Below are 19174 nucleotides of genomic sequence, written 5' to 3'. Positions count from 1 at the left end.
CCGCTAACAATGTATATACAAAATAGGCGAAATAGCAGTAAATTCAACGGTTGTAGCTCGCTTCAACTTCATCTCGGTTTGATAAGTTTGAAGCCCGCAATCGCCTACTTTGCATATACTAAACGTTAGTGGTAATGAGTAAAGCACAACAAACAATACAAATAAGATGAATACAATAACATTGATTGTTGTTTATTATGGTTTTTCCATAGTTTTTGTAATTTCAATTGTTATTTTTCTCTGGAAAAGGAAAAAACGACACAGAAACAATTACCCAAAAGATTGGAAGCATTTGAAACACGCTATTGAAGAAGAGAATATTAATGATTTAGCAAAGTATGGAAGTAGAGTTATATGGAATGATAATCTTGAAGCACAACATAAAAAAATTATATACCGAGAGATTGAAAAACGAAAAGATAATTATCCAGAATTGCAAAAACTTTGGAAAGACGTATATTATAAAATGAATGGTTTAGAACCATCACAAGAATGAATACCACTAACATGCGGTAATAAAAATGGCGCACGATTACACTCTAAAAAAGCGCCACTTTTCGTACCGCAGAACCATTGTAAGTAATGCAAAAACTGTACTGCGTACTCAAGATATTAAAGCAATAAATCTAAATTAAAAACTCTATTTTAGAGAAATGCAAACCGTAGATGAAATCCTTAAAATAAAAAATGTGAAAAATACCGCAGTTCGAACTGTGGTTTTGAGACATCTTTTAAGTCAAGAAAAAGCACAGTCTCTAAAAGATATCGAAAACGCATTAATCTATACAGACAGGAGTTCTATTTTTCGAACTTTGAAAACGTTTGAAGAGAACAAAATTATACATAGCATAGAAGATGGTTCAGGTATGATAAAATATGCTGTTTGTGCAGAAGGATGTAATTGCGACCCAAAAGACTTGCACTACCACTTTTATTGTAATAACTGCAACAAAACATTTTGTCTTTTTGACGTTCCTTTTCAAAACATCGAACTTCCCGAAAACTTTAAAATACAACAAGCTAATATGGTTGTAAAAGGATTGTGTAACAACTGCAACAAATAATCTTTGCAATCGAGTTGCACCACAAGACTTTTACATTTGTAATATCATTAAAACGATATTATGAAACTTTATACTTCAATACCAAAAGAATTAAAACCTTATTTCAACACAGAATTAGAGAAATACAGAACTGAAAATATCTCTGGAAATCTATTAAATGCTTGGAATCATTTGGAACGTGCTCATATAATCGGGCAAAAGTATCCTTATGCACATACTTTAGTCCATTGGAAAATGCTAAAATTTGGATTTAAAATCAAAAGCGTAAAAGAAATCTTTGGTCAGATTCCAAGACTAATTTTTGGAGGTGTAAAGTCATTTGTTGGAAAAATTCCAATTGGTAATCCAGGAGGAGCCAATGTTGCTCCTCTAAAGTCATTTCCGATAAAAAAGGAATTACAAGATATTTTCACAAACGCTGGAGTCTAATTCTAACAATTATGAAAAAAACGACATTTGAAATAACAAAAATGGATTGTCCTTCAGAGGAAAATTTAATTCGAATGAAATTAGACGGAATTTCAAGTATTGCGAATTTGGACTTTGATATTCCGAACCGAAAACTGACTGTTTTTCACAGCGGAGAATCCGACCAAATCGAAAAGTCCGTTATTGAACTAAATTTAGGCGGAAAGAAAATCTCGACCGAACAGACCGACCAAACGGAATTTAATGAAAATACAAACCAAAAAAAGCTACTTTGGTCTGTACTTGCAATCAATTTTGCCTTTTTTATTATCGAAATGACAACAGGAATAATCTCAAAATCAATGGGACTTGTTGCAGATAGTCTCGATATGCTTGCGGACAGTTTTGTGTATGGAATTAGCTTATTTGCAGTTGGCGGAACGTTGATTAAGAAAAAACGGATTGCAAAGCTTGCTGGATATTTTCAGATAACACTTGCGATTATCGGATTTGTAGAAGTTCTAAGAAGATTTTTCGGAGACGAGAAACTTCCAGATTTTTCGACAATGATTATCGTTTCAATTTTTGCACTAATAGCAAATGGAATTTGTCTTTACATTTTACAAAAGTCTAAAAGTAAAGAAGAAGCCCATATGAAAGCAAGTATGATATTCACTTCAAATGATATTGTCATCAATTTAGGAGTGATTTTGGCAGGTTTTATGGTGAATTGGTTGAATTCGAGTAAGCCAGACTTGATTATTGGCACAATAGTGTTTGCTTTGGTAATCCAGGGTGCTTTTAGAATATTGAAATTGAGTAAATAAGCATGATTGCTTGTGAAATTTGATTATTACAACTTTAATTTGATTATGTTTGTCTTAATATTATGATTTTAAGCCAACTAGTTACTTTTAAAATGTTTAGTATTAACCTAATTTATAAGATATGCCAGTAAAACATAATCCAACAGGAGAGGTCCATAAAGGACAAAAAGGAGGTACAACAGGTTGTGGTGTGAATACTTCATTACATTCTGATCATTGGAGTAATTCAAGTGGAGCAATTACATGTGATAAAAACGGATGTAAAAATTAGATTGCCATCCACAAACTTCTAGAATTAAAATGTTATAACACCCACAACGGATCCATTTTTGTTTTCCTTGTGGGTGTTTTGTTTTAATAAGCTTAAGAAATTAACCTCTCACAAAACTGATAAAGCCGTATAAATTTACTTCTCTCGGTTCCTGGTTCTGTTTCATGGATTTTCCGTTTAATTTTTTCCATCTCTGCAAGAATTTCTTTCCTGGGCATTGTTCTTAAAATGTTTTTTGTAACTGCTGGATTGATATGATACATAATATTTGATTTTGTGTTCAGGCCACCTCATCATTTTTGAGATGGACCGAACGGGTTTGTAATTACTGTTTAATTAATTGGTGAACTAGAACTTGTCTTAATTGCTTTAGTGTGTTTTGGATTCGCTTGTAGTTCTCTTCCTGCTGCTCCAATTGTAAAAGTGATGAAACAGTCTTTTTGATTGCTTCGGGATTGTTAGAGGTGGTTTTCTGAGCATCCTTGATGATTCTGATGAGGTCATTTTTTCGAATGAAGGGAATCACAGATCCAACTAATGCAATTTGAAATTGTTTTCCTTGATGCAATGAGTAAATAATCCAGTACAAGCTTTCTTTTTCTTTTTCCGTTTCACAGCTTATAACAAAGCAATTTGGACATGGCTCTTTGAGTGGTTTTCCGCTGTTCAATCCTTTGTTAAGAATAAAGAAATGAGGACGTTTATACACGTTTTCTGGTCGATAGGTAATCATTTTGAAATTAGACATACTTATGGTTTTAAAAATTAAGTCTGTTCTAAGTCGCTTCGCTCCGCGAGTATTTCCAAAAGAAAAAACCAAGAAAAATGACCAAAAGGCCAAAAAAAAAGGAAAAAAGAAAGCTCATTTTTTAGGGCTAAGTAGCAGCTTTGTCAAGGTTTTTGACAATAAAAAATTTGACTCCTGCGGAAAGGCAAAAAAAAATGGGCATCTTTTGAGAAAAGCAAATTCAAAGTAGAAAGAAAACACAAAATTATTATTGCAAAACCCGAAGGGCTTGACCTTTATAAAGCTGTGAACAGCCCTATTTTTGCTTTTATTTTTTATCCATAGGGGAAATCTAGTCAACAAAAATGTTGAAGCGAAGGTGTATCTATAGAGTTTGCTATAATGATTAAACGAAGGGAGAATTTTTGGTTCAAGTGTAGATGTTTCAAAACTATAGCATAAAACATAAGATTATGGAAAGCATAAGTGAGCCAAGAGAATAGTTATTGATAAAAGAAAACAGCTACTCTTGACTTACTACCAACGTAGTTTAGCAAGAAAAGCTTTAAGTATTTGCTGCCTTTTTTAGGCAGCTGATACCTCCTTGCAAAAATGTGAGTTAGTTCGAAGGGAAGATGTTTTTCAAGTGTGCTTTTTGATTGATTACTGGTTTAACTATGGTGAAAGGGAATATTGTCGATGCAACGCAAAGAGTATTAGTGTATATGAAAAAAGCATTCTTGACTTCGAGAATACTAGATGGAACAGTAATTTAAAAAATACCTGCTGACCGAAGGGAGGCTGGTATTACCATGCTAGATGCTATTCAACTGGATAATTATAGCCTGGAACTTTTAATATTGTTTTAACGATTTTGCAATATGTCTTAATTAATCTGTCACAACAAATGTAGACACTCCAGTTTCTGTAATAGTCACCAATGAACTTGGATGTACAGCTGAATTTACAAAACAAGTAACTATTCCAGAAGAGTGTTTCTTTGGTGATATAGAATCTGCACCTATCTCAGCAACAGTTTGTCAAAACGAAACCGTTGTTTTGACTTATGTTCCAGATGGTGATAATTGTACTCAAGGTGCTACTTACCATTGGATGGATGGAAATACGCCAATTGGTGTGCCACAATCAAATAGTTCATTAACTGTCAGTACTACTGGTTTTTATTGGGTGAAAGTGATTAGTGCCAATGGTTGTGAATATTCTTCCCCTACACAAATAAAACCTTTGTTTCAAACATTACCCAATGTAAAGCTAATTGGAGAAAGTAATTACTGTGTAAACGAAGATATTCTGTTTTCTGTTTCAACCAATGCAACTGATATTGAATGGAAGTTGGATGGTGTACTGGAACCATCGTTAGATGATCTAATAGAGGCTGATTTTACAGGATTATCATCTGGTAATTATGATGTGAGTGTTACTGTTACGTCAGCAAATGGCTGTACCAATTCTGCGACAATGAACTTTAGTGTGGTAGATCCTTTAGCGGCTATTTCAATTAATGAAACATACAGCTGCACTCCATATAACGTAGTTCTTGACGCTATTCCGTCTCCATCCAATCCAAACATTACCTACAACTGGAGCAATGGAGCGTCTACACAATCCATTTCAGTACCCGATGGTGGTCCTTATCGTGTTACGGCATCATTAGGTGGATGTAGCATTTCAAAACAAGTTGATATTCCTAAAAACCCAGAAGATTACTTATGGATTTACCCTTCAGGATGTTATACAGATTGTTTTGCTAAAAAAGAAGAGGAATATGGTTATTTAATAGGGCCAACATTACCTTTGCCTTCTTGGAGTTGGAATAATTATGGAAGTCCAGTTCAATCTGGGTTAAATTCATTCCAAACACCATTCTATTTGTTAGGTGACGGTTCTTACACATCAACTATAAATACAGAACATTGTATGGCTGAATCAGATCCTTTAGAATATTCATTAATTGATTGTGAAAAATGTGAAATAGAGGATGTCAAAATAGAAGATGTATACCAAAACAATACACCTTATTGTTCATTTACATATCAAGTTATGATTTATAGTTCAACGAGTGTGCCTTTTTCAGCTACAATCGCTGATAATTTCAATAACGTGTCAATCATTCCGTCAACATTTATGCTCAATCCAGGTCCGAATTACTTGTCATTCACAGTGATTCCACAAAATCCATTTACGTTTGGAGTTACCGACTGGACAATACAGGGGGCTATCTTCAAAGACGATCATTATGTACTTTGTACCTACGGATTAAGAGTTGAGATACCTAAATGTGGTAACTCTGCTTATTACTCAAAAAAAATAAAGGTAGGTGATAGTTCGGAACTAGATGTTGAGGAAATCCTTAACGTTTATCCAAATCCTGCCAAAGAAACGGCAACTATTTACTATGAAATATCGTCAGAAGAAGGAGGTCTAGAAGTTTATGACTTATCTGGACGGAGCGTAGCTAAACACAATTTACGTTCAGCAAAAGGCGAAGTTCCGTTGAATACCGGTAAATATCAAGCAGGAGTTTATATTGTTGTCCTTAGACAAAGTAATGGACACACACTACAACAGAAGTTAGTGATCGAATAAATAAAACTATAATATTAACTTAAGTAAGGGTAGGCACTGCCTACCCTTTTTTTTAAACTATAAAACCATGAAAAAAATACTACTCTTAAAACTTATGTTTTTATGGACTTTAACCATTTCAGCCCAGTGTTTTGATACCTTAACTTTTGGTGGTGCTCATACTGTTGGTCAAAAACCTGATGGGACATTGTGGGGTTGGGGGTATGGTGTTGTGGGGCAACTATTAACTACAAATCAAGTGGAACCAAATCCAATTCAATTAGGAATCCAAACTGATGGATATAAAATCAGCACTGGTGGAGCAAACACTTTTGTTATTAAAGATAATGGCACTTTATGGGGGTGTGGTCTAAATCAATTTGGTTGCTTAGGGATTAACTCTACTTCTCAGAGTTTTTCAAGTTTTCAACAAATAACAACTTCCAATGATTGGGTGAAAGTTTCTCCTTCTAGTTACTTTACTTTAGCCTTAAAAGCAAATGGAACTATTTGGGCTTGGGGTCAAAATAATGAATATCAACTTGGAAATTCTCCCGCTACACCTGAACAATTGTTTCCTATACAAGTAGGAGTGGATACTGATTGGGTGGAGATTGCAGCTGGTACAAGTACAACATCTTTCGCTATAAAGTCAGATGGTACAATATGGGGATGGGGTTCAAATCCTTCCTCAATTATTGTCATGGGCTCAAGTACCTATACAGTAGCTACCCCAACTCAAGTTGGTACGGATACAGATTGGCTTACGATGAGTGTAGGAGTCGAACATTTATTGGCTCAAAAACAAGATAGTACCCTTTGGTCTTGGGGGGGAGGGGAAGGTTTAGGATTTGGAGGCACTCCAAGTGTAACTAACACTCCTCAACAAATATCAAACGATAAATGGATAAGTTTCTCTACTGGATTTAATACTTCATACGGAATTAAAGAAGATGGTACATTATGGAGTTGGGGGCGTAATTCCTACGGACAGTTAGGAGATGGAACTACAATAGATCGATTAGTACCTACCCAAATAGGAAACGATAACAATTGGAGTACCGTACAAGCTGGAAACTCTCAGACAGTTATGGCTACCAAAACAGACGGAACTGTTTGGTATTGGGGCGGAACAAATTATTATGGAGAGTATGGTAACGGTTTGAGTTATGGCACTACATATATTCTTTCTCCCACTCAAACCCAAGGAATCTGCGTAACACCAACAACAGGTGGCGGGCCGAGCTATACACCTTCAACAATTGGAGCGGTTAAAGGCAATGATGCCAACGGAATTGGAACATCTGTCGGAGATAGTGTTACTTTAACAGGAGTTGTACATTGCCAAAACTACAGCATTTCAGGATATGACTTCGTGATTATTGATTCCAATAACGATGGAATTACCTTGTACAACTTAACAGATATCAATGGTTATGTTCATTTAGAAGGAGATGAAATTGAAGTAGATGGAGTGATCACACAAGTCAATGGTTTAATTCAAATAAAACCAGATAATATTTCTGTTTTACAACAAGGAGCTGCACTTCAAAGTCCAACAATTACTTCTGTTTTGGATGAGTCCACAGAGAGTCAATTCATAAAATTAGAAAACCTAGAACTCGTTAATGGAGAAACAATGTGGCCAACAAACGGAAACATTGAAGTAAGCAACCAAGTAGACACTTTTTTGGTGAGAGTACCTGCGGTATCAGCATTAGCAGGTACACCAACACTAGGGACCTATTTTCACTTAACTGGACTTGGAAAACAAGATGATGCTTCTAGCCCTTTCGATAGTGGTTATCAGATTTATCCATGTGGTGTAGACCCATATTGTGATATAGATGTTTCTACGACGTTAAATAATGAAACTATTTCGGTTGTTGATACAGGACATGCCTATCAATGGATAGATTGTGCAGATAGTTCATTTATTACTGGAGAAACGGGTGAATCGTTTACAGCAACTACAGACGGAAACTATGCGGTAATTATTGCGCAAGGTCCATGTGTTGATACTTCTGCTTGTGTTTTTGTTGATGTTTTGGGATTGGAGGAGGATGAATTGAAAGGTATTTCTGTGTATCCCAATCCAATTACAGATGAGTTAAACATCAATAATGAAAACGTAGCGTTGGTTTCTGCGGAAATGGTTGACGCAAAGGGGAGTGTGGTTGCTTCTACTAAGGCGGCTTCGAAGAGTTTTACTTTTAATACTGGAGAGTTGAATTCTGGAGTTTATATTTTGATTGTGAGGTCGGAGAAAGCGGTGAGGACTTTTAAGGTGGTTAAGTAATTATCAATTTTCAATTGTTAATTATCAACGGCAACTACTTACTATGAAATGTCGTCAGAAGAAGGAGACCTCGAAGTTTATGACTTATCTGGACGAAGCGTAGCTAAACACAATTTGCGTTCATCAAGAGGCGAAATCCCTTTGAATACTGATAAGTTTCAAGCTGGAGTTTATATTGTTGTCCTCAGACAAAGCAATGGAAATGCACTGCAGCAAAAGTTAGTTATTGAATAAAAATAATTTGAAATATTAATAACCATAACGGGGGAGGGAATCCCTACCCCGTTTTTTCAAAATACAAAACCATGAAAAAAATACTACTATTAAAATTCTTTTTACTCTCCTCTTTAATTGTTTCAGCACAATGTTTTGAGACTTTAAACTTTGGAGGGGGGCATACAATAGGTAAACTAAATACTGGCATTCTCTGGGGTTGGGGTTATGGAGCTGGTGGTCAATTATTGACAGCAAATCAAACAGAACCTAATCCAATTCAATTAGGTACTGAATCAGATTGGGATATTGTGAGAAATGGCGTCGAAAATACTTTTGCAATCAAAAATAACGGAACACTCTGGGGGTGTGGAAGCAATCAATTTGGATCGTTAGGTGTTAATTCTTCAACACAGTTCTTTTCAAATTTTCAACAAATTTCAACTTCCAATAATTGGGTCAAAGTAGCTCCTTCTAGGTTTTTTACGATTGGACTTAAATCAGATAGTACGATATGGGCTTGGGGTCAAAATGATAATTATCAACTAGGGAATTCTCCTGCTACTCCAGAACAGTTGGTTCCTATACAGGTAGGAACAAACACTGATTGGGTAGAGATTGCTACCGGTACCAGTAGAACAGCTTTTGCCATAAAATCTGATGGTACGATTTGGGGATGGGGTAAAAATAGTTCTTCAATTATTGTATTTGGTTCAGGAACTGCGTCTGTTGCCACACCTACTCAAGTTGGTACAGATACAGACTGGCTAACTATGAGTGTAGGAGGTTCGCATATATTGGCTCAAAAACAAGATAGTACCTTATGGTCATGGGGGGGGGACTAGGTCTAGGAGTCGGAGGAACTCCAAGCGTTACCAATACCCCTCAACAGATATCAATGGATAAGTGGATAAGTTTTTCAACAGGAACAGGAACCTCTTTTGGAGTTAAGGAAGATGGTACGCTCTGGGCTTGGGGGGTTAACACAAACGGTCAATTAGGAGATGGCACTTCTACAGACCGTCTAGTTCCAACACAAATAGGTAATAATAGCAATTGGTCAAAAGTTCAAGCAAGAAATTATGCAACAACCATGGCTACCAAAACAGATGGTACTGTTTGGTATTGGGGTTTAAACTATTACGGAGAGTTTGGTAATGGTTCGAGTTACGGTACTGCATACTATAATACTCCCACCCAAACCCAAGGTATCTGCGTAACATCAACAACAGGTGGTGGGCCAACTTATATACCTGCTACAATCGCTGGTGTTACTGGAAGCGATGCTAGTGGTGTAGGAACATCTGTCGGAGATAGCGTTGCAATTTCAGGTGTTGTACATTGTCAAAACTTCAGCAGTTCAGGATATGATATAACGCTCATAGATGCTAATAACGATGGAATTACACTTTCTAGTCCAACGGATATAAACGGCTACATCCCCACAGAAGGAGATGAAATTGAAGTAGAAGGAGAAATCACACAAGTCAATGGATTAATTCAAATAAAACCAGATAATATTGCTGTTCTACAACAAGGAGCGGCGCTGCAAAGTCCAACACTTACAACCGTTCTAGATGAAACCACAGAGAGCCAGTTGGTGAGATTAGAAAACCTAGAACTCGTAAATGGAGAAGCAATGTGGCCATCGGATGGAAATATAGCAGTCACTAATACAGTTGATACTTTTACAGTTCGCGTTACAGCCTCATCAGCACTAGCAGGTACACCAACACCAGGAACCTATTTTCATTTAACAGGACTTGGAAAACAATACGATACATCAAGTCCTTATGATGAAGGCTATCAAATTTATCCATGCGGAGTTGATCCTTATTGTGATATAGATATTTCAACGACACTAAATAACGAAACGTTAAGCGTTAATGACACGGGACATACTTATCAATGGATAAATTGCGCAGATAGTTCAGTAATTACAGGAGAAACAGGAGAAACAGGAGAAACATTCACTCCAACAGCCAATGGAGATTATGCTGTAATCATCACTCAAGGCCCATGTGTGGATACTTCAGCATGTGTTTTTGTGGATGTGCTAGGATTAGAAGGGAATGAGTTGAATGGAATTTCCGTTTATCCGAATCCAATTACAGATGAGCTCAATATCAACAACGAAAATGGAACTGTAGTTTCGATGGAAATGATAGATGCAAAGGGAAGTGTGGTTGTGACTTCACAAGTTGAATCTAAAGAATTTAAATTAAATACTTCGGATTTAAAACCAGGCGTTTATGTGTTGGTGTTGAGGTCTGAGAAGTCGGTGAAAGCATTTAAGGTGGTGAAGTGATTATAAACTCTGTTTGTTCCAAACAAAAAAAGACCTCCAAATGGAGGTCTTTTTGTTGTCCCACTAGGGCTCGAACCTAGACTCTTCTGTACCAAAAACAGACGTGTTGCCAGTTACACCATGGGACAATTTTTGAAACGCTTTAAAATCTATCTTGCGTTCTGCGAGTGCAAATGTATGAACTTTTTATTTATCCGCAAGGGAACTTTTAGAAAAATTTTTCGATTTATTTATTTTTCACTGATAATCAGTGAAATAATTTTTACTTTTTTTTAAATAAAATAAGCTGTTGGTGATTTTTAACAGCCTTAAAACAATATTCGAATTGAATTTCGGTAATGATTATATTAAATTTTAATTTTTAGATTGATAATTATGTCCACAAGTTGAATATTATTAACTTCGTGCGATTCAAATTTACACTATGAACTATAAAAAATTAGATATTTCTATTGGATGGTTGTCGTTTTTAATCGCGACAATCGTGTATTTTATTACTGTTGAAGATACGGTTTCCTTGTGGGATTGCGGTGAGTATATCACTGCGGCCTATAAATTAGAGGTCGGTCACCCTCCAGGTGCTCCCTTATTTATGTTAATTGGTCGATTGTTTTCTCTTTTTGCAGGAGGTGATGTGACTGAAGTAGCGCTATGGATAAATCGAATGTCAGCCTTAAGTAGCTCTTTGACTATACTATTCTTGTTTTGGTCTATTACTAAACTCGGAAAGAAAATTGCTGAAAAGGATGGAGCTGTCATGACGAAAGGACAAAAAGTAGCAATACTAGGGTCTGGTTTCGTTGGGGCAATGGCATATACTTTTACTGAATCCTTTTGGTTCTCTGCTGTGGAAGGGGAGGTGTATGCAATGTCTTCTTTGTTTACTGCAGTTATTTTCTGGGCTGTTTTGAAATGGGATGAAGAGATGACGATGATTAATCGTGGACAAATTAGTCCAGAAATCCGTCCTTTAAGATGGATGGTGTTAATCATGTTCCTTTTCGGACTAGCTATTGGAGTTCACTTGCTTGGATTGCTCGTTCTTCCAGCAATTGCCTATGTTGTTTCGCATCAATTGAAACCAGAAACAAATTTTAAAACTTTCTTTATTACAGGGATTATTGGTGTGGCTGCACTTGGATTTATTCAAAATGGAATTATCCCTGGAACTATCGCTTTGGCTTCTAAAATGGAGATTTTCTTTGTAAATTCTATGGGGCTTCCATTTGGTGTTGGAGCAGCTCTTTTCTTTATTCTTCTAATTGGAGGTTTAATTGGTGGATTAATCTTTACCAGAAAGAAAGGGTATAAACTTGGAAATACTGTAATTCTAGGTTTGATAATGCTTTTTATTGGGTATGGATCTTTTGCGACAATCGTTATTCGTTCAAATGCTAACCCGCCTTTAGATGAAAACAACCCTGAAAACTTAGTAACATTACACGCTTTCTTAAAACGTGAGCAATACGGATCTTGGCCTTTACTTTATGGTGAGTATTTTAACTCTAAACCTGCAAAACAAAGTGAATGGAAAGATAGAACACCAACTTATGATAGGCGTTGGGTCGTTTCTACGAGGTCAGGAAAAGAAATAATTTCTTTTAAAAAGAAAGAAATAGCTGAAAACTATATTAAAAATAGCGGACAGAGTTATGAAATGAATGAGAAGTACTTTGTGATCAATCAAGGTGCTATTGAAAACCAAGTTGCCACTTATCAGCAAAACACTATTTTCCCACGTATGTATGTGAGAAATGATCCGCAAAGAGCCAATGGGTATAGAAATTGGTCTGGTTATGATCCGAATAGAAAAGTGCCAGCTTCACAGATTGGTGATGATGGTCGTCCTATTCCAACCTTTGGGAATAATCTGCAGTACTTTGTAAGTTACCAGGTCAATTGGATGTATTGGAGGTATTTCATGTGGAACTTTGCAGGTCGTCAAAATGATATTCAAGGAGATGGGGATACTTTCCGTGGAAACTGGATTTCTGGTTTTGATGTAGTTGACGAAGCACGTTTAGGGGCACAAGGTGAAAATGCACCTTATTATACTCAGGAAAATCCAAGTCATACTAAATTCTTCTATATACCTTTAATCCTTGGACTTATCGGAATGTTCTTCCATTTCTTAAAAGCACCTAAAGATGGTATTGTCGTCTTGGTTCTTTTCTTATTGACTGGATTAGCGATTGTGGTTTACTTGAATCAAAAAACATTCGAACCTCGTGAAAGAGATTATGCTTTCGCAGCTTCGTTTTATGTTTTTGCTATGTGGATTGGTCTAGGAGTTTACGGTTTATTCGAAGCGTTTAGATCATTCACAAAAGAAGACTTTAAGAAATTAGGAATGAGTATTGCTGGGCTTTTACTACTAGGTTTAGTTATCGATATGCAATCTAATAAAGGGATGTCAACGTCACTTTCAGTATTGATTATAGGGGTCATTGGTGGTGGAGCAATGTTAGCAATGACATTACTAAGAAAAATGAACGTTCCTAAGGCCGGAGCGGCAATGTTTGCAACAATACTAGGTCTTTCAGCTCCTTTGCTATTGAGTGTACAAGGTTGGGAAAGTCACGACAGAAGCAATCGTTCTCCTGCACGTTCATTAGCCTATAATTATTTAGTTGGATGTGCACCAAACGCTATCTTGTATACGAATGGTGATAATGATACATTCCCATTATGGTATTTGCAAGAGGTTGAAGGAGTCAGAACAGATGTTAGGGTGGCAAATCTTTCTCTAATGCAGACAGATTGGTACTCAAACCAAATGAAAATGCGTGCATATGAATCAGATCCTTTACCAATTGAATTTAGAGAAGATCAAATTTTGATGGGGGCAGGAAATACTGATTATGTACCATTCTTTAGTTTTGATATGTACAGAAGAAGTATTTCTCCTGAAAAAGCAAATGAGATCATCTCAATGAAGATTAATGCTAATCCTAAATTGTTCAGTGAGGCAATCTCAAGATTGAGAACAGGATTAGTTGGTGCTCTTCAAGCCATGACACCAAACAATTCTCAAACAGCAACTGTGCTTGAAAAGGTGAAGGCAGAGCTTTCTGAGCCAGTTTCAAACCCTGGTGTTGAGGACTATGATAAAATGAATCTTATCTTGAGAAAAATCTTCAGTGATGTAAGTAGTAAAGATATTTCTGCAGATAAAAATCTGATTTCACAATTGGAGGTTGCTGCAAATTCTTGGACAGACTCATGGGATTATTTGCCTATCGATTATGCAATGGATTTTGTGAAGAATGATGATAATATCTTAGAACAGCCTGGTAGAGATTTACGTTTCTTCCCTTCTTCAGGATTTGTATTGGATGTGAATGTTGAGAATGCTGTTGAAGCTGGAATTATTTCAGAGGAATACGCTGATCAGGCTGAATCTGAAATTAGATTTGACTTTAGAAAAGGAATGTACTTTAGATCTGAAGTACGTGGACTAAGTCGTGAAGAAGTGATGATGATGGATATTCTTGCGAATTTCGACTGGAAAAGAGGAATTTATTTCTCAAGTCCTGGAGGGTCAGATGTTGCTAAAGCATTGTTAGGTGCTGGGGTAGTACAGAGTTTTGGTCAGGTTCATGGATTAGTTCCATTAATGGGTAGCGCAGGAGAAAAATTCTCTAGAGAAGTAATGTTCAATAACTTAATCAATGAATATGACTATGCAAACCTTAATGGTGAAGGTGTTCTAGTAGATTACTATACACGTCGTCATACTGCGCAATACCGTAATAATTATGTTGAGCTAGCTTCCAAATTAGCAAGCGCATACAGAAACGCGAAAAACTCAAATGTTACAGATTCATCAGAGGCGAGTCAAAACTCTCCTGCATACTATGCAGATAAAGTTGAGACGGTTATTGCTCATTCATTAGAAAAATTACCGATTGATAAAGTTTTGGACTTTGGTGAGCCTAGAGCAACAGGTAGACAACTTTCTACAGGAGATGGTATTCCTTCAGATGGAGCTATTCCAGATTTCATTCAAGCCCTTTATCAAGTAGATAAAAATGAAATGGCTGATGAATTAGCGATCGAATATATGTTACAACTTGAAACATTGATGGATTACTATGACAATAGTGATGCAATGATTGCTTATCGATATCAACAAGATTTCCTTGCTTTATCAATGAATTTCTTAAGGGTTTATGCTCAAGTAATGGTGAATTCTCCAGGTAGTGATGCTGAGCAATTAGGAAATGAATTAGATCAGAAATTGTCGAGAAGTGTTGTTGGTGGAGTCGTTGAAGAATTGCGTAATCGCGAAACTTCTGAAACTATTCGTGGTGGTAGTACTCGAGTGAGAACTATGGAAAAAGAAGCATTAGAATTTGCGAAAATGTATAACGCCGTTTTAAAACAGAATGGCTTCCAAAGTGACACTTCTAACTAAGCACATTATTATAAGATTACATAGAATACCAAAGATTGTGGCGTGGATTTTTCCGCGCCGCATTTGGTTTGCACCAAACGATAATGTATGCTTAACTTTTGATGATGGTCCGCATCCTGAAACGACTCCTTGGTTGTTAGCGTTTTTGAAAAAACACAATATTCAAGCGACTTTCTTTTGGCAAGGTGAGAAGATTAAGGAAAACCCAGCGCTATATCAAAAAGCGATAAGTGAAGGTCATGTCGTTGGACATCATGGCTATGTACATGTTTCCGCAAAACAGCTATCGTTTGAGCGTTTTTGTGTGAATTTTGATCAATCTCAAACTTTGGTTAATTCAACTTTGTTTAGACCACCGCATGGTAGATTGAATAGAAAACAAGCGAATTACGTAATGCAAAAAGGAATAATTGTGATGTGGAGCTGGATGAGTTATGATTTTGACACTTCGCTAAGTGCTGATGCTATAATTCAGAAGGCTACTAAACAAATTCGAAATCGAGATATACTGGTATTTCATGAAAATGAAAAATCTAAAGATAAATTGAAACAAATAATCCCTGCGATAATTAAAGTTATTCGAGATAAACAGCTTAATTTTGCACTGGTTGAAAAGAAACAATAAATTATGAGTGAAGAGAAGAAAACATCATTAGAATCCATTGGAGAATTTGGATTAATTGAGGAATTAACGAAAGACTTCAAGAGTAAAAGAGAATCTACAATTTATGGAGTTGGTGATGATGCGGCATTAATCGCTAAAGATGATGAAAATGTTACACTCATCTCAACGGATGCATTAGTTGAAGGAATTCACTTTAATTTGATGTATACTCCATTAATGCATTTAGGATATAAAGCCGTAGTTGTGAATTTGTCAGATATTTATGCGATGAATGGTGCTGCAGAACAAATTACAGTTTCTATTGCTGCATCTAGTCGTTTTCCTAAAGAAGCCCTTGAAGAATTGTATAAAGGAATTCATAAAGCTTGTGAAATTTATAATGTTGATTTGATTGGAGGAGATACTACTTCTTCAGTTTCTGGCTTAATGATTTCTGTTACGGCTATCGGAACAGCCAAAAAAGAAGATGTCGTATACAGAAATGGAGCTAAAGAAAACGAGTTAATCGTGGTAACAGGAGACCTAGGTGCTGCATATATGGGACTCCAAATTCTAGAGCGTGAAAAATCAGTATATAAAGCTAATCCTGATATTCAACCAGATTTAGATGGATATGATTATTTGTTAGAAAGACAGCTTAAGCCAGAGGCAAGAAAAGATATCGTTCGATTTTTGAAGGAATTAGACGTGAAACCAACAGCGATGATAGATGTTTCTGATGGATTAGCATCTGAATTATTTCATATTTGTAATCAATCCAATGTTGGAGCTAATATTTATGATGAAAAGTTGCCGATAGATACCAAGGTCTCTACAACGGCTATTGATTTTGATATTTCGCCAACGACTTGTGTTTTAAACGGAGGAGAAGATTATGAATTACTTTTCTCTATCAAACAAGAAGATTTCGACAAAATAAAAGGAAATCCACACATGACTGTAATTGGACATTTTACTTCAAAGGATTCTGGTTTATATTTGATTGATAAACAAGGTGCAGCTATTCAATTGAAAGCACAAGGTTGGAATCACTTTAAAGGAGAATAAGTTGGAGTAAATGATATTTTATTGATTTTTGCACTCGGTTACCGCTCCGAAGAAGATTGTCGATTAGATTTCAAAAAAGTTCGCCGACCAATGGAAGATTTATTTGATGCGATTTGAGTTTGTGGCTAATGGTTGTAAGCTTTAAGCTTTTTCTATCTGTTGGATTTAGGGTTAAATGAAACGCAGTAACTGAGAAATCTTTTAGTCATTTTCTTTTTATCAATATTATTCTTTTATGGGTATAGTATTGAAATCAACAGAGGGGATTGTATAATTTTATTTAATGGGAGTAATTTGGTTTTCTCAAGTGGCATAGATTGTCGATATTAAGTTGGAATGTTTAATTAATACTTCTACCTTTAATTCAAAACTACAATATTATGATAAAGCCTATTTTCAAATTACTCATACTTGTTGCTATAACCTTATTTGCGAATCAGGTGAGGTCTCAATTGAATGATAGTATATTTCCAGAGTTAAACAGCTTTGATGTTGACATTTGTCTGCATGCGTGGGATTTTGAAGGTATGTCTCATTTTGAATATTTGACTGTTTCTTCAGATACGCCCTTTTCAGACACTCTTAGGATTAAAGATCAGGGTAATGTACTTGCCCATTTATGGATAGATGGAAGGAAGACCTGGTTGAAAGTTGATTCGATGGCTTTGTATTCAAGTGATTATTTTTATATGTTCGAAGGAATCTATGAAAATGATTATCCTTTGGATGAATATTTTGTTTTGTATGACTTTAATGATCTAGATTTAGCTGCTATTGGAGATACGATGCGTTATGTAAATTCAAGAAAAGATGTAGAGTTTGTTATATCTTCAATTGATACTATTGTCGTGAATACCGTTCAAAGGGTTCGTTACGAGGTATACAACCCATACAATGATCAGGTTAAAGATTATTTGGTGGAAAATCTCGGTGGGCATAATCCTATTTCTCCTATCTTAACTCCTCAAGGTTTTTATGGAATGTGTACCTGTAATTACGATGTGACTTTCGCGAACGCAACTGATACACTATATCTTGAAGATGAAAATGTTTTCGGAGATGCAGGTAATTATTGTTTGTCTGCTGGTTTGTCTAAAGATAAAATTAAAGTAAAGTTGAAAGTATTCCCAAATCCAGTTTCTAGAAATTCGTTTACTATTGACGCAGATAAAATGAATAGTGTTCTAGATGTGAGTTTGGTTAATCCAGTTGGGCAAGAAGTTCAAATGAACTACATTTTTAATGAAGAAGAAGATGAAATAGTAGTCACGTTTAGAAAAAAATCAACAGGTTTGTATATTCTACTTTTAAAAACGAAAGAAGGTCTGTCTCGATTCAAAGTATTAGTGAATTAGTGATGGATTCTGAATTTAATGAGCCTTGATTCCTGTCGTTCCTTATTTGGCGCTCACAGGATCTCAACTTTTTGAACAAGTAATGTATTCATTGATAATAACAACACCTGATTAAATTCTAATTTATAAAGCATGAGATTACTTTTCTTTTAGATAAGTAATCTCATTAAAGCACAAGATTTTAGTACCGCACCAAGTGGTTTGGCTAAACAGAGAGGTACTCCATTAAATCATAAATATGCTTTCTTAAACTAATCTTCTTTTTTATCTACCAATATGGTAACTGTTCTTCTGTTTTTCTCTGGCATTGTCCTAAAAATGATGTCCCAAATTGGCGTAGAAACGCCAAAAGCTTTATCGTGTTGTTGATAATGATGAATGTTATGATGATTCCACCACCAACTTAAAAACTTATTTTTGGGAGGCGAAAACTTGTGAATAGTCCAGTGTATTGTCATGTAAACGAGATATCCAATGAGAAAGCCAGCACCGAAAACCAATGCTTCTGATTGGAAAATCAAGTAAAACAACCCTAAAAATAATGCTGCGATAAATAAACTTGGAATAACAGGAAGTATCATTCTGTCATTGTCTGTAGGATAACGATGATGTATCCCATGAAACAAATATTGAATTCCCTTGTCATAAGAAGCGTCTTTAATTTTATGATACAAAAAACGATGCATTAAATATTCAGCTAATGTCCATGACAAAAAACCAATTGCAAACCATTTGAAAATAGCCAAAATACTAGGATTTACATTGTAGAAATAGGTTGAAATAAGCATGATACTTATTAAAATGTACATTGAATTAATCACGTAAATATTGGTTCTAGTTAGATATTCAACCATTTTACTTTTAAATAATTTAGGTGACTTTTCGTTTGGATATACTCTAAATTTCATATCGCGTAAATTTTAGTGTTATATAATTCGTTAGTAGTTAATTTCAAATAACTTGAAACCTGCAATTAATATAATAGAAAATGATGTACGTATTGGATAGTTTAACCGTTTTTAACCTT

The 19174-nt window shown here is 35.6% G+C and carries 17 protein-coding genes and 1 tRNA gene; 15 read left to right on the top strand and 3 right to left on the bottom strand.

Annotation, left to right across the window (positions count from 1 at the left end; all coding sequences use genetic code 11):
* Window positions 1-166: 166 nt before the first annotated feature.
* The 5 genes from DXU93_RS14735 (at window position 167) to DXU93_RS15100 (ending at window position 2570) form a co-directional block, all read left to right on the top strand.
* Entirely contained in the window at window positions 167-496 is a 330-nt protein-coding gene (locus tag DXU93_RS14735) for a hypothetical protein (protein ID WP_116882071.1), read from the top strand.
* Between the two features lie 193 nt (window positions 497-689).
* Complete coding sequence (locus DXU93_RS14730; RefSeq protein WP_240623475.1) at window positions 690-1064, top strand: Fur family transcriptional regulator; 375 nt, start codon at window positions 690-692, stop codon at window positions 1062-1064.
* A 60-nt stretch (window positions 1065-1124) separates the two neighbouring features.
* Entirely contained in the window at window positions 1125-1493 is a 369-nt protein-coding gene (locus tag DXU93_RS14725) for a DUF3703 domain-containing protein (protein WP_116882070.1), read from the top strand.
* A gap of 11 nt (window positions 1494-1504) precedes the next feature.
* On the top strand, window positions 1505-2299 hold the full coding sequence (locus DXU93_RS14720) for a cation transporter (RefSeq protein ID WP_116882069.1): 795 nt from the start codon (window positions 1505-1507) through the stop codon (window positions 2297-2299).
* A 121-nt stretch (window positions 2300-2420) separates the two neighbouring features.
* Complete coding sequence (locus tag DXU93_RS15100; protein WP_165851434.1) at window positions 2421-2570, top strand: hypothetical protein; 150 nt, start codon at window positions 2421-2423, stop codon at window positions 2568-2570.
* Between the two features lie 325 nt (window positions 2571-2895).
* Here the strand turns inward: DXU93_RS15100 and DXU93_RS14715 are convergent, their stop codons facing one another.
* A complete protein-coding gene (locus DXU93_RS14715) occupies window positions 2896-3318 on the bottom strand; it encodes a DUF6943 family protein (protein WP_116882068.1) in 423 nt (140 codons plus the stop codon).
* Window positions 3319-3322: 4 nt separating this feature from the next.
* Here DXU93_RS14715 and DXU93_RS14710 point away from each other — a divergent pair, with 4 nt between their 5' ends.
* The 6 genes from DXU93_RS14710 (at window position 3323) to DXU93_RS14685 (ending at window position 10703) form a co-directional block, all read left to right on the top strand.
* Entirely contained in the window at window positions 3323-3547 is a 225-nt protein-coding gene (locus tag DXU93_RS14710; RefSeq protein ID WP_116882067.1) for a hypothetical protein, read from the top strand.
* Between the two features lie 809 nt (window positions 3548-4356).
* Complete coding sequence (locus DXU93_RS14705) at window positions 4357-5904, top strand: T9SS type A sorting domain-containing protein (protein ID WP_116882066.1); 1548 nt, start codon at window positions 4357-4359, stop codon at window positions 5902-5904.
* A 67-nt stretch (window positions 5905-5971) separates the two neighbouring features.
* Window positions 5972-8182: an RCC1 domain-containing protein gene (locus DXU93_RS14700; protein ID WP_116882065.1), complete on the top strand. Its 2211-nt coding sequence runs from the start codon at window positions 5972-5974 to the stop codon at window positions 8180-8182.
* A gap of 48 nt (window positions 8183-8230) precedes the next feature.
* Entirely contained in the window at window positions 8231-8416 is a 186-nt protein-coding gene (locus DXU93_RS14695; RefSeq protein ID WP_116882064.1) for a T9SS type A sorting domain-containing protein, read from the top strand.
* A 71-nt stretch (window positions 8417-8487) separates the two neighbouring features.
* Complete coding sequence (locus DXU93_RS14690) at window positions 8488-9240, top strand: RCC1 domain-containing protein (protein WP_116882063.1); 753 nt, start codon at window positions 8488-8490, stop codon at window positions 9238-9240.
* Window positions 9225-10703, top strand: a complete 1479-nt coding sequence (locus DXU93_RS14685) for a T9SS type A sorting domain-containing protein (protein ID WP_205679278.1) — start codon at window positions 9225-9227, stop codon at window positions 10701-10703. The genes DXU93_RS14690 and DXU93_RS14685 overlap by 16 nt, the downstream gene beginning before the upstream one ends.
* Before the next feature lie 55 nt (window positions 10704-10758).
* Here the strand turns inward: DXU93_RS14685 and DXU93_RS14680 are convergent.
* Window positions 10759-10831: transfer RNA gene (locus DXU93_RS14680), tRNA-Gln, on the bottom strand.
* A gap of 296 nt (window positions 10832-11127) precedes the next feature.
* On the opposite strand from DXU93_RS14680, the gene DXU93_RS14675 reads away from it, so the two are divergent.
* The 4 genes from DXU93_RS14675 to DXU93_RS14660 all read left to right on the top strand — a co-directional run bounded on the left by DXU93_RS14675 (window position 11128) and on the right by DXU93_RS14660 (window position 18147).
* Window positions 11128-15120, top strand: a complete 3993-nt coding sequence (locus DXU93_RS14675) for a glycosyltransferase family 117 protein (RefSeq protein WP_116882061.1) — start codon at window positions 11128-11130, stop codon at window positions 15118-15120.
* A gap of 37 nt (window positions 15121-15157) precedes the next feature.
* Window positions 15158-15745 carry a polysaccharide deacetylase family protein gene (locus DXU93_RS14670; RefSeq protein WP_165851432.1) on the top strand — a complete coding sequence of 196 codons (588 nt, stop codon included), beginning with the start codon at window positions 15158-15160 and terminating at the stop codon, window positions 15743-15745.
* A 3-nt stretch (window positions 15746-15748) separates the two neighbouring features.
* The gene (gene thiL, locus DXU93_RS14665; RefSeq protein WP_116882059.1) at window positions 15749-16792 is read left to right on the top strand and encodes a thiamine-phosphate kinase; all 1044 of its coding nucleotides are present in this window, start codon (window positions 15749-15751) and stop codon (window positions 16790-16792) included.
* Window positions 16793-17172: 380 nt separating this feature from the next.
* Window positions 17173-18147: a T9SS type A sorting domain-containing protein gene (locus DXU93_RS14660; RefSeq protein WP_116882058.1), complete on the top strand. Its 975-nt coding sequence runs from the start codon at window positions 17173-17175 to the stop codon at window positions 18145-18147.
* A 251-nt stretch (window positions 18148-18398) separates the two neighbouring features.
* Here DXU93_RS14660 and DXU93_RS14655 read toward each other — a convergent pair whose 3' ends face one another.
* A complete protein-coding gene (locus DXU93_RS14655; RefSeq protein WP_116882057.1) occupies window positions 18399-19055 on the bottom strand; it encodes a sterol desaturase family protein in 657 nt (218 codons plus the stop codon).
* Window positions 19056-19174 lie beyond the last annotated feature (119 nt).

The organism is Brumimicrobium aurantiacum, from assembly GCF_003402975.1.
Lineage (GTDB): Bacteria > Bacteroidota > Bacteroidia > Flavobacteriales_D > Crocinitomicaceae > Brumimicrobium > Brumimicrobium aurantiacum.
This window is presented reverse-complemented; position numbering and strand designations above follow the sequence as displayed.